General features: G+C 72.2%; 9 protein-coding genes and 1 pseudogene. 2 read left to right on the top strand and 8 right to left on the bottom strand.

From position 1 onward, the window contains the following. Window positions 1–16: 16 nt before the first annotated feature. From GVV04_RS03180 to GVV04_RS03145, 8 genes and pseudogenes are all read right to left on the bottom strand, one after another. Window positions 17–625, bottom strand: coding sequence for a dihydrofolate reductase family protein (locus tag GVV04_RS03180; RefSeq protein WP_161684209.1), 609 nt, complete (start codon window positions 623–625; stop codon window positions 17–19). Window positions 626–997: 372 nt separating this feature from the next. Then, complete coding sequence (locus tag GVV04_RS03175; protein WP_161684207.1) at window positions 998–1,579, bottom strand: HD domain-containing protein; 582 nt, start codon at window positions 1,577–1,579, stop codon at window positions 998–1,000. Then, window positions 1,576–2,052 (bottom strand): annotated as a pseudogene (locus GVV04_RS03170) (transcriptional regulator); the annotation flags it as partial. The pseudogene GVV04_RS03170 and the gene GVV04_RS03175, both read right to left, overlap by 4 nt. 573 nt (window positions 2,053–2,625) lie before the next feature. Beyond that, on the bottom strand, window positions 2,626–3,186 hold the full coding sequence (locus GVV04_RS03165; protein ID WP_161684205.1) for an RICIN domain-containing protein: 561 nt from the start codon (window positions 3,184–3,186) through the stop codon (window positions 2,626–2,628). A gap of 990 nt (window positions 3,187–4,176) precedes the next feature. Continuing rightward, window positions 4,177–5,283 carry a methyltransferase gene (locus GVV04_RS03160; protein ID WP_456238319.1) on the bottom strand — a complete coding sequence of 369 codons (1,107 nt, stop codon included), beginning with the start codon at window positions 5,281–5,283 and terminating at the stop codon, window positions 4,177–4,179. An 87-nt stretch (window positions 5,284–5,370) separates the two neighbouring features. Beyond that, a complete protein-coding gene (locus GVV04_RS03155) occupies window positions 5,371–6,837 on the bottom strand; it encodes a M28 family peptidase (protein WP_201752803.1) in 1,467 nt (488 codons plus the stop codon). A 36-nt stretch (window positions 6,838–6,873) separates the two neighbouring features. Further along, window positions 6,874–8,040 carry a cytochrome P450 gene (locus tag GVV04_RS34265; RefSeq protein ID WP_201752802.1) on the bottom strand — a complete coding sequence of 389 codons (1,167 nt, stop codon included), beginning with the start codon at window positions 8,038–8,040 and terminating at the stop codon, window positions 6,874–6,876. Window positions 8,041–8,552: 512 nt separating this feature from the next. Then, window positions 8,553–8,906 (bottom strand): NAD(P)/FAD-dependent oxidoreductase, encoded by a 354-nt coding sequence (locus GVV04_RS03145; RefSeq protein WP_235965549.1) that lies wholly within the window; start codon window positions 8,904–8,906, stop codon window positions 8,553–8,555. 277 nt (window positions 8,907–9,183) lie between these two features. On the opposite strand from GVV04_RS03145, the gene GVV04_RS03140 reads away from it, so the two are divergent. Both GVV04_RS03140 and GVV04_RS03135 read left to right on the top strand, forming a co-directional pair. Then, a complete protein-coding gene (locus tag GVV04_RS03140) occupies window positions 9,184–13,548 on the top strand; it encodes a hypothetical protein (protein WP_161684197.1) in 4,365 nt (1,454 codons plus the stop codon). Between the two features lie 46 nt (window positions 13,549–13,594). Continuing rightward, window positions 13,595–17,314, top strand: coding sequence for a DUF6603 domain-containing protein (locus GVV04_RS03135; RefSeq protein WP_161684195.1), 3,720 nt, complete (start codon window positions 13,595–13,597; stop codon window positions 17,312–17,314).

Below are 17,314 nucleotides of genomic sequence, written 5' to 3'. Positions count from 1 at the left end.
ATGTCGCTGCCGCCCGTTATGCCGAAGGGTCGGCTGACGTACGCGTGTAAGTGAGGAAGAGTGCACCGCTGTCCAAGATGGTGTGGTCGGTGAGTTCCCAGGTGCGGGGGTCGAAGACGGCGCTTCGACCGAACAGCGGGACGCCGGTGCCGATGGTCAGCGGTGCGAGCTTGACGATGAGCTGGTCGATCTCGGGATACAGGGCGCCGGCCAGTTCGCCGCCGCCGACGACCCACAGATCCTTGCCGTCCTGCCGCTTGAGTTCGCGCACCTTGACGATCGGGTCGCCGGACACGATCTCGACGGCCGGGTCCGGGCTCTCGGAGAGGGTGCGAGAGAACACCAGGTGGCGTAGGTGGGGGAAGGCGTCAGTGACGCCGGCCTTCAGACCGATGTCGTAGGAGCGGCGGCCCTCCAGGACCGTGTCGAAGCGACTTCCGGCGGCGGTGATGGCGAGAGCCTGCCGGGCCGGTCCTGGCAGGGTTTCGGGATACTCGGCCACCAGATGGCGCAGGTAGTCCTCGGGGATTGGCCAGAAGCCCCCGGGGCCGGTGGGGTCGGCACCGTCGGGACCGGCGATGTAGCCGTCCAGCGTCGAGGCGATGTAGTACACGAGCTTGCGCATGAAGCGATCCTTAGTTGGTGTGTTAGGAGGGACACGGCGCAGGTGTGTCGCCGGCCGAGCGCCAATAGTCGCGCTGAGATCCCGGTTGGGTAAATCCATGGTCGGCGGGGGCCCTCGGCAAGAAGGTGCGTGGTGATAGTGACTGGTAAGCCGATGATCTGTAAAGCAAGGCCGTTTGTTGGTGCGGTCAGGACCGCTACGAGGATCGATGGCGCCCACCACCGGGCGGGGCGGCTGTCGACAGTAACGGTGACAGCAACGACGCGGCACAAGGACAGCCGCCGACTGCCGCCCGCGGACAACGGTCCGAGGTCGCGGATTCGGACGGACCCCGCCCGCCAGACGAAGCGTTCAGAACTTACAAGCGAGGGGTCAGCCCGCCGGTTGCGGCGGTGGTGTGAGCCAGGCGAGGGGTTGGCCGGTCAGTGCCGCGTCGGCGAGGTGGTGTGCGGAGGTGGTGTTGAGTGCGGCGCGGCTGCTGTCGATCCAGCGTTGGACGTTGTCGATGCCCTGGTGGCGGTATTCGACGGCCTGGACGAGGCATTCGAGTTTGTCGGCGTCGCGGGCGACGACGGCTTCGAGGGTTTCGCCGGCTTCGTACTCGGTGACGGCGGCGGTAATGGTGTCGGTGACGGCGGGTGGGCAGTCGGCGATCTGGTCTGCGGTGATGGCGGTGTTGGGTGCGGCGGTGAGGTAGCGCTTGGCGATGTGGGGGATATCGGTGGTGCGGGTTTCCTGGGTGTCGTGCAGGACGCAGAGCATGGTGACGCGGGCGGGGTCGGCTCCTTCCATGGCGGCGAGGATCATGCCGATCAGGGCGGTGCGGTGGGAGTGCTCGGCGATGGTTTCGGGGTGCTTGACCCCGGCGAACCACCAGCCGGTACGAGCGGCGCGTTTCAGGACGCCGGCCTCGAAGATGAACCTCATCGCGGCGGCGTGTTGATCGTCGTTCATCTGCCCGTCCCTGTGCCGGTGATGCCCTCTGTCCGCAGGGTGTAGACGATAGAGGTTAGTTCCTGGCGGGACTGCGCGGAGATCTGGTCGCTGTCCAGGACGGCGACGGCACGGTTGGCGAGCGCTTGCCCGGTGGCGGGGTGGTCGTGGACGAGTCCTCGTCGGGCGGTGAGCAGTGCCCACAGGTTGTGGGTGTTGAGGTCGATGAACGGGTGGTCGGCGTCGAGGCGTTCGACCAGGTGCCGCAGAAGGCGGATTCCGCGCCAATCGTCGATGGTGGCGGGCATGAAGGAGTCGTCGGGTTGGCGGTAGGGGATCTCGCCGACCCAGTACGCGGAGTAGTTGAGGGCCGCGCGTTGGCAGGCGTCGTCGGGGTGTGCGCGGGCGATGAAGTCCCGGAGTGGTTCGGGGTCTCCCTGGTTGGCCAGGGAGGTGACGACGGAGCGGGCGTCGGGCCACAGCGGTGACCAGGTGTGGGGCTGAGGATGACCGCGCCGTTCCTGTCCCTGGCACAGATCCGCAACCGGCTGATCCTCACCGCCCGCTGGGTCCTCCGCGACCATCGACCCGGACCCGACGGCCGCTGCCCGATCTGCCGGACGGCAAACTGCCCGGTGGCCCTCGCCGCCCATGACGTCCTCCGCGCAGCCAAGGAAGTACAGCTGTGGAGTACAGCACCCGACCCGACCGCACCCGACCCGAACGACCCCCAGCAGACCGGATGACCTCGGAAGACACCCGATCCGACCCGCCCGCCGCCAGTTCGGGACGAAGAGGCCGTCGGTAGGGGCGGCCGAGGAAGCGGGGGGCGCACCGGGCGATGACGCAGATCCTTTCGGGTCTGCTCATCGATCCGTCTCGGTGCGTCCCCGCACCCGTTCTGGGCCAGCGCGTCGAACCCCCGATCGTTGAAGGCGTGGATCGCACCCCGTAGGGCGTCCACCCACCAGACACCACCTCCCACGCCGACAACAGCGGGGAGGCGGCCTGCCCGACACGTCCTCAGAACCGACGGATTACACGGTCAACGTTTCAAGGACGCGGTACTAGACGCTGGCGTTCCACCGCGTGAAGATGGGGTACGGGGCGCTGCCGCCGCCGCAGACCTCCTGGTGCGCCTTTGACTTGTACACCAAGGCGTACACGGCTGCGCACCCGCCGCTGTGCATGGCCATCAGGTATCCGCTGGACGAGTCGTAGAGCCACTGCTGGTTCGGCACGTTCATGCAAATGTACTGCTGGACGACCGCGCCGGCGGCACTGCTCGTGTCGCGGACGTCCAGGCACTTCTGGCTGGCGACGTTGCGTAGCTGGCCGTAACCGGCGGTCGAGCCCGGGATGTACTCCCACTGCTGGTTGGTGCCGCCATTGCAGTTGTACTGCTGGACCTGCAACTGGTTCGAGGTGGAACCACCGGGCACGTCCAGGCACATCGGAGTGTTGCCGACCACGATCGTCGCGCGGTTGACGATAGTCGTGGTGGAGTACATCGGCCCGATCGTGGACGCCGGTGCCGCGGACGTCGGCGCAGATCCGGCGACCACGCCGGTGGCCGCGGCGAGGACGGCCATAAGGGTGGCGGACAGGCTCTGTCTGAAGTTGAACATGATGCTCCTCTAGAGGCATGCCTAGGATGTGGCGCGAGGCCACTGACGAACAGGATTGGTTGCGTTTCCGGATGTTTCGCCGGCGCGGTCAGCATTCGGGTCGCAGGTGCGGTGGAGTCGATGAAACCCTCCGGCGAGGTGGCGGCCGAGGGGAATGGTGGCAATGGAAACCAGGCCGTACCGGATTAGATATGCGCATCCCGGAACAGGTAGCCCCAGACGCAAGATCCCCGGTCGATGCCTGCCTTGTCTGCCAGGCTCACTGGGCGCGCACCCGCCGCTGGGCGGTCTCTTTCATCGCGGACGTCGAGGAATTCATGGCTGTGCCTGACGAGGTTCCGTAGTCGGCCGTATCCGGCGTACGGGCCGGGGATCTGCTCCCACTGCCGGATGGTCCGTCGTTGTGGTGGTGCTGTCGGACCGGTTTCCTCTTTCTCGGCGGTACCGCCGGGCGCGTCTTGGCGCATCCCGCCCATCAGGTGGGCGATGGAGGTGTGCGCCGTCGGGCCGAAGCGGTGACGGCACTGGGCGGGGTGCTCGCGGTGGCGGCGGCCGGAGTGGGGAGCGGCCGCGAGCACCGTTTGTTCACCTCGGTCTCATAAGATCCTTTCGGAGGTTCGAGATGTGTTTGCCTACCGATTGATAATCACCAACTTCTCGGCAGGCGAAAAGTAACATGACCGTAACGCTCGCCGCAAGTATTCGTCATATCCACCCTGCGTCAGGTTGATCGTGTCTGAGTGGTGTGGCCAGTGAATCCATACGCTGCGATGCGATCATTGATCGACTGCTCCGGACCATTGCCAGAGCCTGTCACAGCCACTCGTCGTACTTGTCCTGGTCCGCACATTTACCGACAAAGAGCGGTGTGCGCCGGTGTGGGCCCGTGAGCGGTAGACCAAGTTCTCTTGCCATGCCATTTGCCGTCGACCCGCCCATTTGGGATGCGGCCCGGAATGATCTCCAAACCCGCGTGTCGTGGCCCTCGGGCTATTCGAGCTCTTCGTTCTCTCGATGCGTTGTTGGCGCACGTCCGGCTGGCTCAGGCCCGCCGGAATCACCTTCCGGGCGTGGCTGGTCGCCCGGTTCGCAGCGGGCGTTGTCGGCGGTGGCGGGGATCAGGCACATGCCGGAGCTGCCCAGTCGCGGTGCGGAAGGCGTGAAACCGGCCCGGGTGAGCAGCGCGTGGTACTCGGCGGGCGTGCGGTCCTGGCTGGCGAAGAGCACCATCATCGTCAGATCTCGTAGCGCCGCCTGCGGGTCGGCGCTGTCGTGGGCCTTTTCGACCAGGAGCAGTTGGCTGCCGGCCGGCATGGCGTCCCGGACTGTGCGCAGAATGTCCACGGCAGCGGCGTCCGGCCAGTTGTGGATGACCGACTTGAGGATGTAGACGTCACCGCCGCTCGGCACCGCCCGGCGGATGTCGTCGGTCCGCACGGCACACCGCTGGTCCAGGCCGGCCTCCCGCACGGTCGCTGCGGCATGTGCCGACATCGATCCCTGTTCGACGGCGAGCCCTCGGGCCTTCGGGTAGCGGGCCAGGACGCCGCACAGCAACGTGGCGTCGCCCGCCCCCAGGTCCACCACGAGCCGCGCCGCGGTGAAGTCGTAGAGCGCGAGGATGTCGGACAGGGCCCGGGCGGAGTTCCACCGCATGGTGCGGGCGAAACTGGCGGCGAGGTCCGGCTTCCTCGCCGCCATCTCCCACAGCCCGCTTCCGTGCCGGGCGTGGAACGCCGACTCGCCGGTGAGCAGGCAGTGGTCCAGTTCCTGCCAGGCGCCGTAGTACTCGTCGCCGGCCATCAGGGCCTGACCGTGGAGCGAACCGGTGTCGCGCCGCAGCAGGCGTCCAAGTGGCGTGACGCGGTACGTGCCGTCGGGCTCGCGCTGGACGATGCCGAGCTCCTCCAGGGCCGGCAGGTACCGGCTCAGCGCGGACACCGGTATTCCGGTCCGCGCGCTGATGCCGGCGACCGGGAGGCCGTCCTCGGCCAACAGATCGGGTATCCGGAAGCGAGCCGCCGAGGCGAGCAGTTGCGTGACGGCGTGTCCTTGAAGCAGCGTGGCGAGACGTTCGACCTGGGCAGGATCGGGCAGTACTTCCAGTGTCGGGCCCCTTCTCGCGCGTACGGAATCGGTGCCGCCCGCCCTAAGCGGACGCGTTGCCGGCCGGTGCTGCTCCGCTCAGTCCCGGACAGGCGGGTACGCGATCTGCCGGTCCGGCCCCGCAGCGATCGCCGCCCGGACGTCCCGGACGTCCTCGGCCAGCCGCCCGAGCACCCACGCCACGGCAGGAACGTTGGCGTCCAGGGCCCGTCGGTTGAGGTTGTCGAGCCGGTCGCAGCGCTGGTGGTAGCAGTGGTCGAACATCTGCCCGGCCTGGCCCCCGAAGCGGGCCTGCTGCGCCGGCGTCTTGACCTGTACGTTGCCGCCGTCGATCCCGCCGGTCGGAATGCCCACGGCCTCGAACGCCAGGTGGTCGGACCCGACGGACTCCGGGCCGGTCCGCTCGTAGGGCAGCCCTCGACGGTCGAAGTACCCGGCGAACAGGTCGGCGAGCACGTGTCCGCCGCCGGCCCCCGGGTCCCAGACGAAGCGACCGTGGTTGGGCGAGGCGATCAGCTCCCCGTTGAGCACGGCCGCGATGCGCCGCCGCTCGTCGCCGGAGAGGGCGGCCACGTAGTGCCCCGAGCCGACGTTGATCATTTCCTCCGCGCCCCACCAGGCGAACCGCACCTTGTTGGTCACGGCGTGCTGGCGGCTGGCCAGCGCCAGGGCCACCTGGAGGACCGTGGCGGCCATCGCCGCGTTGTCGTTGATGCCGGGTGCCTCGGGGACGCTGTCGAGGTGGGCACCGAGCAGCACGACGTTGTCCGGGTCACCACCGTTGGTCTCGGCGAGCACGTTCACGGTGGTCCGGGCGACGGCCCGAGCCCGCAGCGTCAGGTGCACGCGGGCGCCGTCGCCGCGTGCCGCGCGCGCCAGCGTCTCCCCGTCCCGCTGGGCGACCGAGGCGGTCGGGATCGTGAACGCCTCCGGGGTGAAGGCGTGGAACCGGTAGCTGTTCTCCGGGGACGGGGTGGCGTGGTACAGCAGCACCCCCCGTGCGCCAAGGCCGGCGGCGACCTGCTGCTGGTGGGTGTAGCCGCAGGCGGCCCGCGCGAGCACCACGATCGCTCCGGCGGCGTCGACGCCGGCGTAGTCGGCCGGGTCGCAGCCGGTGCGCCCGTCGATCGGCGCCGCCACGGGCGCCTCGATGCCCTCGGCCGGCGTCGACGGGGTGAACCGGGTCATCAGCACCGGCACGTCCCCGCCGGCCCCGTCGATTCGTAGCCGCTCGGTGGCGATGTCGAAGTCGGTGTAGGGGACGGTCTGCTCCACGACCTGGTACCCCGCGGCCCGCAGCACGGTGCTGACGTACCGGGCCGAGCGGGTGAACCCGACGCGGTTGTAACCACGGTCGCCGCCACTGGCGTCGGCGATGTGCTGGAGCGCCGCCAGGTGACGGTGGACCCCGGCGCCGGTGACGGTCGCCGCCAGCCGGTCGGCCAGGGAACCCGGCGCGGCCCGGGCGGCCCCGCCCGGGGGCAGGGCGACGCCGGCCAGCAACAACGCGCCGACCAGCCCGGCCAGTCTGTGGTACACCCTCACGCTACGCACGAAACCCCCGGTTGTTGTCGGGCACGGTCAGTGAGCCTGGTGCGACTGGCGCACCGATACGGAAAGCTCGGCCAGCCCGCGCAGGGTGGCCGTGGGCTCGTACGTCGCCGGGCCGGCCGGCGCGAACCGCAGCCCGCCCGCGCGCAGCGCCCCCAGCACCTCGCGCAGCTGGAGGGTCGCCAGGCCGGCCCCCAGGCAGGCGTGCGCGCCCCGCCCGAACGCCAGGTGCAGGCCCCTGCGCCGGGTCAGCCGCACGGCGTCGGGGTCGGGGAAGACCGCCGGGTCGCGGTTCGCCGCCGCGATGAACAGCACCAGCACGTCGCCCCGCCGCACCGCCTGCCCGCCGACCGCCCGGTCGCGTACGCACACCCGCGCGTCGGCCTGCACCGGGCCGTCCAACCGGATCAGCTCGTCGATGAGGGCCTCGTCGGCAGCCGGTCTGGCCAGCAGCTCCGGGTGCCGGACGAGCCGGGCGAGGACGCCGCCCAAAAGCCGGCTGACCGACTCGTAACCGGCGTGCAGCACCGCGCGCAACGAATTGGCCAGCACTGCGGCCGGCACGTCCTGAGCCCGGGCGGCGCGTCGGGCCGCCCCGACGAATCCCTGCTCGTCGGCGTCGGCCAGCCACCGCGTGACGAGCCGGCTCAGCTCCGCCCGCGCCTGGTTTCCCGGCTCCGCCCGGGCGGGTTCGATGCCGGCGTCCATGCTCCGCACGATCGCGTTGGACCACTGCTCGAACTCGGCGCCGTCGGGCGGCGGCACGCCCAGGAAGGCGGTGATCGTCCGCAGCGCGACGGGGCGCGCGAACCGGCTCACCAGGTCGACGGCCCCGGGCTGCCCGGACAGTTCGGAGAGTTGCCGCGCGACGATCGTCGCGAACTGCTGTCGCACGGTGGTCAGCGGCTGCTCGTGCAATGCCGAAACGAGCAGGTGCCGAATGGCGCCGTGCTCGGGAGGATCGAGTGACTGCACGCTCAACTGGGTGTCCGGGATTTCGACACCGATCCGCCGGAAGTCGGAGCCGAAGTTTGTGGTGTCGCCGAGCACCTGTCGGCACTCCGCATACCCCGTGACGACCCAGGAATCCAGGAACTCGTGCCAGTGGACCGTATTCGTTTCCCGGAGTTTCCGGTAGTACGGGTACGGGTCCGCGATCACGGACGGGGCCAGTGGATCGTAGATCGGGTCACGCACGGCAGCAGTGGCCTCGTCCGCCACAGGAGACGTCCCTTCCGAGGTGGTGGGATATTCGCGGGCACATGGCGCCGCGGCCGCCCGGACGCGCCGGACGGCCGCGGCAGCGCGACATGTCAGTGGAGGTAACGCATTTTGGGGCCCCCTTCCGCTCGGCTCTCGGATCGTCGGTGAAGCTGACGGCGACCCGGCAGTAATCCGTGATACGGGTAGGACGAGGCGAGGAGTGCCGCACCCTGAAACAACAAAACGCCGAGATTGAGTTTCAGAGGGTGGGCGCCCCCGTGCCATTCGTCAACCTGCCACAGGAGCTTCAGGGTGTCAACGTTTGACGTCGAACAATACGCCGACCTTCATATGGTGAACCTTGTGCGATACGTCCGACGCATAGTCGGGCGTATTTGCTAGCCGTCGATCCGGGTGATGATGTTGCGGATCTTGTTGGACGCGTCCAGGGCGGCCACCTTGTACGCCTCGGCCAGGGGCGGATAGTTGAAGACCATGTCGACCAGTTAGTCGACCGTGCCGCCGCAGCCCATGACCGCCTGCCCGATGTGGACGATCTCGGTGGCGCCGGTCCCGAGCGCGTGCGCGCCGAGCAGGCGGCCGTCGTCCGGCGCGACGAGCAGCTTCAGCATGCCGTACGAGTCGCCGACGATCTGGCCGCGCGCCAGCTCGCGGTAGCGCGCGACGCCGACCTCGAACGGCGTCGAGCTGTCGGTGAGCTGCTCCTCGGTCCTCCCGACGAAGCTGATCTCGGGGACCGTGTAGATGTCGATCGGCTGCAATTCGTGCAGCTCGCCGCAGGCGTGCGCGGCCAGCCGGCCCGGCGACCTCCTCGCGGGGCAGGCGAGGCAGCCGCTCATTCTGCACCGCGGCACCGCCGCCCGAACGGGCCGGGGGGCCGCTGCCCGTACGGCCGAGCGGCGGGCGTCCCGACCACCCGGGACACCCGTCTCTGGTGGACGGGCGCGACCGCCGGACAGACTTTCCGTGCGCCGCTACCGCAGCGGCCGTGGCGCGTTCACCGTGCCGCGAATCAGCGGCCGCCGGCAGCGACGGGTGGGACTCCCCGCCGGCCCGCGCGGTGCACCGACCCACCCGGCCGATCGGCCCGTTGGAACTGCGAAAGGAACCTCGACGATGGACGCTCCGGGCGGACCACCCCACGTTGTCTGTGGGCCGATCGTGCGCCGGGTCGACCCGGGCAGCGTGGCGGTCTTCGTCGCCGTCCGGTCCGCCTGCACCGTCGCCCTCACCGTGTTCGAGGTGGGCCCCGGCCCGGACTTCGCCCCGGGCGCCACGGTGGCGACGGGCAGCCGGGCCGCGGTCCGGCTCGGCGGCAACCTGTACGTGGCCACCGTCCAGGCCGTCGGGGGCCTCCAGCAGGGCCGGCTCTACGGCTACGACCTGTCCTTCCCGGGCTCCACCGGCGGCTGGCCGAGCCTGCTGGCCCCGGGGGCGGTGGCCGCCGACAGGACCGCCGCCCGATCGCTGCTCAGCTACGCCGGTGACCCGCTGAACAAGGGCGGTGCGCCCGAGTACCCCAGCTTCGTGACACCCCCGGCGGACCCCGGGCGGCTCCGGATCTTCCACGGGTCGTGCCGCAAGCCGCACGGCGAGGGCCACGACGCGCTGGCCGTGCTGGACCCGATCATCGCGGCGGCCGGCGTGGACCCGACGGTCCGCCCGCACCAGCTGGTGCTCGGCGGCGACCAGATCTACGCCGACGACGTCGCCGACGTCCTGCTGGCCATGGTGCACGGGCACGACGCGGTCCCCGCCCGCGACGGGCAGCCGGCCGTCCCGGCCCTGCCCGGCATCGGGGCCGCCCTGGGCCTGCCGCCGGAGCTGCTCCCCGACGGCTCCACCAGCCCGCCCGCCGACCGGCTGTTCACCCCCGGCAACCGGGCGGTGACCCTGGCCCGGGACGCGAAGTTCACCTCCGGCGAGGCCCACAGCCACCTGATGTCGCTGCGCGAGTACGCCTGCATGTACCTGCTGACCTGGTCGGACCAGCTCTGGCCGGCGACGTACCCGAGGTTCGAGCACGTCTTCCCGGCCGACACCCGGATCCTGCGCGACCCGCAGGGCGGCGGGCCCGGCGACACCGTCTACGACCGGCTGCTGGTCGGTCGCGCCTACGACGCCAGCAGCCAGCAGCAGAAGATCATCCACCGCTACCTGCGGTGGCGGGAGCAGACCATCCGGCTGATGAACTTCCAGCGCGGGCTGGCCGCCGTGCGCCGGCTGCTGGCCAACGTGCCCACGTACATGGTCGCCGACGACCACGAGGTCACCGACGACTGGAACATGACCCGGGAGTTCGTCACCGGTGCCGTGATCACCTCGGAGCTGGGCCGGCGCGTCGTGCGCAACGCGATGGCCGCGTACGCGGTCTTCCAGGCCTGGGGCAACACGCCGGCCCGGTTCGCCGAGCAGGGGGCGGCCGGCGAGCCGGGCCGGGATCTGCTGGCCGCGCTGAGCGGCTGGCTGGCCGCCCCGGGAGCGGCGGACGACCTGCGGCTGCGGGAACGCCTCGGCCTGCCCACCGCGGTCGGAACCGACGGTCGGCCGGTCCGCCCGGCCGGCGCGCTCACCTACCACTTCACGGTCACCTGGCCGCGCTACCAGCTCGTCGCCCTGGACACCCGCACCTGGCGGGAGTTCCCGGCCGGCGCCGAACACCCCGGCGGGCTGCTGCTCGCCGACCACCCGCTCAACGAGATGATCAGCGGCGGTGGGGTGCTGGACGACGAGTCGGTCACCGTACTGGCGCAACCGGTCGCCGTGTTCGGCATGCCGCTGCTCGAACAGGTGGCCCAGCCCGCCATGAAGGCCCTCGCCGGCCGGTACGACGCCGACGCCGAGGACGCGTGGATCACCAGCGACGCGGCCACCCACAAGTTCCTCGGCCGGCTGCTCTCCGCCGCCCCGCCCGGCCCCGACGGCATCCGGCGCCGACGGATCGTCATGCTCGGCGGCGACATCCACTTCGGCTCGGCCGAGCGGATCCGCTACTCCGCGACGCTGCCGTACGCCTGCGGCCCCGACCCGGCCCACCCCTTCCAGGGGGTGAACCGCACCGAGGGCGTGATCGCCGGCTTCGTCTCCAGCGCGCTGCGCAACGAGGTGTTCCTGACCCGCATGCTGCACGACGTCGGGTACGTGCCGCTGCTGGACACCCTCGGCCGGATCGACCTGGTCGGCTGGGCCAACGAGGACGAGCAGCGGCAGGGCCGGCGCTTCCAGGCCGGTGTCCAGGTCAGCGTGGCCGCCGACGCCGTCTCCGGATGGTGGGTGTCCGGCCGGCCCGCGGTCAGCGACTACGACCGGCTGAAGCTGCTCAGCCGTCCACCGGAGTGGAGCATCCAGGTGCAGTTCGCCCACCACGACGAGGCCGACCCGACGGTCCGGCGGGACGGTGCCCCGGAGGGCGTGCTCGACCCGACCGGCCTGCCCCGCGACCAGGCGCTGGCGCAGTACCTGGCCGCCGCCCGCAACCTCGACGGGTACCTCGGCAAGTGGGGCAACGGCAAGGAGATCGTCGGCCACAACAACCTCGGCGAGATCACCTTCGACTGGCCGGCGGGCGAGGGCAAGTCGGCCACCCAGCGCCTCTGGTGGCATCTGCCCTCGGAGAACCGGGCCGCCGCGCTGACCAAATACACCATCGACCTGTCGTACGGCTGCTCGCTGCTGGCCGACCCGCCGTACGGCTACGTGCTGCGCCCCGACGACCACGACGCCCGCTCCGGGGGGAAGGCGCACTACGACGGCGCCGACCGGCCGGCCACCCTCGTCACCGACCGGTGGGTCACCCGGTTGCAGGCCGACCTGGCCACGCTGGGGTTCGGGCCGGCGCGCAACCCCGGCGAGTTCGACTCGACGACCTACTGGGCGGTGCGCGAGTTCCAGACGTACGCTCGCGCGGCCCGGGTCGCCCACGAACCCGCCGGGGCCACCGCCGCCCGGTACTCCGACCGGTTGGCGCCGGTCGACGTGCCGGAGGCCGAGCGCTATCCCGGACCGGTCACCGGCGTGGCCGACCTGGCCACCCAGCTCGCCGTCCGGCACTGGCTGGACAAGCGCTGGCGCTGCCCGGTGGTGGTGGAGGCGTGGCAGGTCGCTGGCGGCAGCCCGCAACAACTCGCCGCCGGGAACGTCTGGCAGGCCGACACCGCCCACCCGGCCGACCAGCGGCTCTACTCGCGGGTGGTGACCGGCCGCCCGGCCGGCGCCGGGCCGGCGCCGGCCAACCACCCCGAGCTGATCCCGCTGGGCGGCTGGAGCAGCCGGCCCGCCGCGCCGCAGTGGGCCGGCCCGCTGGTCGAGCCGGCGGTCGAACTGCTCCCCGAGGCGCTGATCCCGCCGGGGGAGGGGCAGGCCGGCGGGCCGTCGCTGGCCGCGCTGGTCGCCGCCGCCGGCAGCGCCGACCCCGCGACGGCCGACCCGGCCCGCCGCCGGCTGTCCACCTTCAAGGTGCTGCGGGCGGCCGCCGAGAACACCCGGCCCGGCTCCACCGGCGGCTGGTTCGACGTGCTGGACGGCACCGACGCGGGGGTGCTGCGGATCGGCCCGTTCGGCTGGCCGGCGGACGGGCCGCGCACGACGCCGGTGACCCTGCCGCCCCGGCCGGACTGGCGCACCGAGCCCGGCCAGCTCTGGGCCTGGCTGGCCGCGCTGCGCGCCACCGACCGCGACGCGTACGAGGCCATGGGCGGGCTGGCCGGGCTGTCCGCGACGCCCGGCTGGGGCGTCGACGGCGGCGCTTTGCTCCACCCCGAGCTGCGGGTCAGCCGGGCCCGACCCGCGATGAGCGACCACACCGGCGGCGCGGGCACGCCGATCGAGAACGTCGTCGAGCTGCTCGACCTGCGCGGCTGGCACTGGGTGCACCGCTTCACGACGGGCCTGCGAACCCAGCCGGGAGTCCGGCACAGCATCTGGCGCTTCGCCCGCCAGGGCCTGCACGACCTGCTCAGCACCGCGTGGGACCCGCCCGGCGCGGCCCCGGTGACGGTGCCGGACGTGCCCGGCCCGGACGGCAATCCCCGCCGGGCCCGGGTCGGTGACCTGTTCACCTCGGAACGGGCGGTGGCCCAGCTCGCCTGCTGGCAGGCGTACCGCGCCCACCACCTCGTCGCCCTCGGGCCGCCGGTCGCCGGCGAGCCGCCCGAGCAGCGGACCGTGCCTCGCGCCGCCACCGAGCTGCGCACCGTGCTGACCGTGGCCCGGACCCTCGGGCCAAACTTCACCGGCCCGCCCACCGGCTGGACCGACGCCCACGAGACCGCCCTGATCACCGCGATCGGCCAGGTCGCCGGGGCCACGGCCGACGCCGAGCTGCCCGCCGCCCTGGCCGCGGTGCGGGCCTGGCCGACCTGGCCGGGCGGCACCCCGTACCAGCTCCCGGTCGCCGCGCTGCCGACGGCCGACCGGACGCTGTCGCCGCGGCGTGGCTCGCTGCGGCTGGACACCGGCGAACTGTTCCGGGTGACCGGATGAGCCCCCGGCGTCATGACCACCACCGCAGTGAAGGAGACCCGGACGCATGAGCGACGACGTCGAGCGGAACCGGAACGTCCTCGCCCTGCTCTGGGGCGAACTCCGCACCCTGGCCGAGCCCGTGCTCGGCGCGTACGACCCGTGGCGGCGGGCCCGGCTGATGCGGGCGCTGGGCTGGGACCTGGAGGCGATCAGCGGAGTCGACGCGCACACCTTCGAGACGTGGGTCGGCACCGTCGGAACGGCGGTCGACACGCTGGACGCGGCGATCACCGACGGCCTGCCCGACTCGCTGGCCGAGCTCAAGAAGATCGCCACCGCGGCCGGCACCGCGTTCGGGCAGGTCGGCACGCTGCCCCCGACCCTGCGCGGGAAGCTGCCCCCGGTGGACGGCCTGCCCGAGGCGCTGGCCGACGACCTGGTCGACCACCTGATCCTCACCTACCTGCTGCGCCGGGCACCCTGGACGGTGCCGCTGCTGACCCTGCTCGGCCTGGTCACCCCCGGCGCCGAGCTGCCGGCGAGCCCGCCGATGCCGGCCGGCGACGCGCCGATCCGGCTGCCCCGCCACCGCGACGAGCTGCACCTGGAGCGGCTCGTCGAGCTGGTCACCGACCCCGGCGGATATCTCAAGGACCTCTACGCGCCCGCCGGCTGGGACACCCCGGAGGCCGTCGAGGAGCTGGCCGCGCGGCTGCTGCCCCGGCTGGCCGCGACGCTGCGCGCGTTCGGGGTGGACGCCGCGCACGGGGTGCGGCCGGGCGTCGGCCCCGACCAGGGCGAGGCCGGGCTGCGGCTGGCCGACGGGCTGCTCCGGATCCGGTTCGCCGTCGCGGGGCCACCCGGCGCCGGGGAGCAGGCCGCGCTCGCCGGCCGGCCGGGACCGCGTCCCGTCCCGTCCGACATCCACGGCGCGCTGCACGCCGACACCGACGCCGGCCTGGACGCCCAGCTCCACCTCGGCGTCACCCTCGCCCTGGCCTGCTGGGACGGCCTGCTCACCGGGATCGTCGCCCCCACCGGCGAGACGCACCTCGAAGGCGCGCTCGGTCGCTGGAACGTCGCCACCGACCTGGCCGGGGCCGGGCCGGCCATCGCGATCAACTCGGCCGGCGTGACGGTCGCCGGCGGCGGACCGGCGGTGAAGTTCTCCGCCGAGGTCGCCCGGATCGCGCCCAAGGGCGAGCCCGGCTGGGTCATCGGCGCGCCCGACGGCACCCACCTGGCCATCGGGCAGCTCGTGCTGCGCGGCCGGGCGGCACTCGGCACCGGCCGCGACGACATCGAGCTGATGCTCGCCGCCGGCCGCGCCGAACTGGTGATCAAGGCCGGCGACGGCGACGGGCTGCTGGCCCGGCTGCTGCCGGCCGACGGCCTGCGGTTCGGCTTCGACCTCGGCCTCGGCTGGTCGCTGCGGACCGGCCTGCACCTGTCCGGAGCCGCCGCGCTGACCGCCGACTACCCGATGCACCTCTCGCTGGGCGGCGTACACCTGGAAGGGCTGCGGGTCGCGCTCGCGGCCAGCACGCACACCGCCAGCGTCGGCCTGACGGTCACCACCACCGTCCGGGCCGAGATCGGTCCGCTGCACGCGGTCGTGGAGAACATCGGCATCCGCGCCGACCTGACCTTCCCGCCCGCGTTGCCGGCCGGCACCGGCAACCTCGGCGGCGCCGACCTGGTGCCCCGCTTCAAGGCCCCGGACGGGGTGGGGCTGCGGATCGACAACGGCTTCGTCAGCGGCGGCGGCTACCTGTTCGTCGACGAGCCGCGCGGCATGTACGCCGGGGCGCTCCAGCTCGGCATCGCCGCCAAGGACGGGCTGTCGCCGATGCGGGGCTTCGTGCTCCAGGCCACCGCGATCCTCAACACCCGCAACCCGGACGGCAGCCGACTGGCCGAGGCCGACGGCGAGCACACCTTCTCGATGCTGGTCGTCGGCACCTTCCAGTGGTACCCGGGGCTGATGCTGTTCTGGGGCATCTCGATCACCGGCCTGGGCCTGGTGGTCGGGCACAACCGGCGCAGCAACCCCGAGGAGGTCCGCAACGCCGCCCGCGCCGGGACCCTGGACTCGCTGCTGTTCCCCGAGGACCCGGTGGGCCGCGCCCCGGCGGTGATCGCCACGCTGAGCCGGATCTTCCCGGTCGACCCCACCGGCACCGTGCTCGGCGCGATGGTCCGGCTGAACTTCCTCTCCGGGCAGATCGTCGCGGACCTGGCCGTGCTGGTCGAGTTCCCCGACCCGGTCCGGGTGCTGCTGCTCGGCAAGCTGGTCATCGACTTCCAGCCGGCCGGCCGGCTCCGGATGGACTCGGCCGGCATCGTCGACGTCGCCGGCAAGGAGATCAGCCTCGACGCGGCCCTGATCGACTCCAACCTGTTCGGCCAGCCGGTCTCCGGCGAGATGGCCCTGCGGGCCCGGTGGGGCGGGGACAAGTCGTTCGCCCTGTCGATCGGCGGGTTCCACCCGAGGTTCTGCCCGCCGGCCGGCTTCCCGTCGCTCAAGCGGTTCGAGATCAAGCTGCTGAAGCTGGGCAAGGGGATCAAGCTCAACGCGTACCTGGCGGTCACCAGCAACACCGCCCAGTTCGGCGCCGAACTGCTGATGCACTTCGAGGCGGCCGGGTTCGTCCTCGACGGCCGGGCCTGGCTGGACGTGCTGTTCCAGTTCAAGCCGTTCTGGTTCACCGCCGAGATCGGCGCGTACGTCGCCCTGACCTACGACGGCACGGAGCTGCTGGTCGTCCGGCTGTTCATCGGGGTGAGCGGCCCCGGCCCCTGGCGGGCCTGGGGCGAGGCGCGCATCAAGTTCCTGTGGTGGGAGGTGTCGGCGAAGCTCGACTGGACCGACGGGAAGCGGAACGACCAGCCCGAACCCACGTACGTGAACGCCGCGGACCTGCTCCAGCCGGCGCTGTCCACCCCGGACGCCTGGGAGATCCGGGCCGCCGCCATCGGGACGGAACCGGTGGCCCTGCGGGCGGTCGAGGACACCGGGGGAGCGCTGCTGCTCTCCCCGGGGGCCGCCCTCGGCGTACGCCAGAACGTCCTTCCCCTCGGCGTCGAGTTGCAGCGGATCGGCACCTCCCGCCTCCGTGGCCCGAACCGGTTCACCCTCACCGAGGTCAGCGCCGGCACCGGCGACGACACGGTTCGCGGCACCCTCGGCGCGCCGATCCTCGACGACTTCGCCCCCGGCCAGTTCCGCGACCTGACCCCCGAGCAGCGGGTGCTCACCCCCGGCTTCGAACGGCTGGAGGCCGGCCGCGAGGTGGCCCTGCCGGACGGCACCGCCCTGCCGGTGGACGGCAGCACCGTGTTCGCCGGGCTCGACGGCGACGGCGCCTACGACCGGGTGATCATCGACGACCCGGACGACGCCGGCCGGGAGATGCCGGCGGCGGCGCACCCGCTGTCGGCCGCCGACGTCGTACCGGGCGGGCTGCTGGCCCTGTTCGCCGCCACCGGCCCGGCCGCCAACGCCCGCACCCGCACGAGCGGGGCGGCCCGGTTCACCGGCGCCGGCCTCGGCCTGCGCGACGCCGGACCGTCCTGGCTGGCCGGCCGGGGCGCCCCGCACCCGGCCGGCCGGCGGGCCCGCCAGGCCCCCGCCCGGGTACGCCCCACGGCGACCGCCCTGCCCACCGCTACCCAGGCCGCCGAGGTGGCCCCCGGGGGCGACCGGGGCCGGCTGATCCGCCGGGCCGGCGTCCACGTGCCCGAACCGACCATCGTCCTGCCCGAACCCGAGAAGGTGTCCTGA

This window comes from Micromonospora rubida, from assembly GCF_009908295.1.
In the GTDB taxonomy this organism is placed as follows: Bacteria; Actinomycetota; Actinomycetes; order Mycobacteriales; family Micromonosporaceae; genus Micromonospora; species Micromonospora rubida.
Note: the sequence above shows the minus strand (reverse complement) of the source record. Positions and strands in the feature narration are given on the sequence as shown.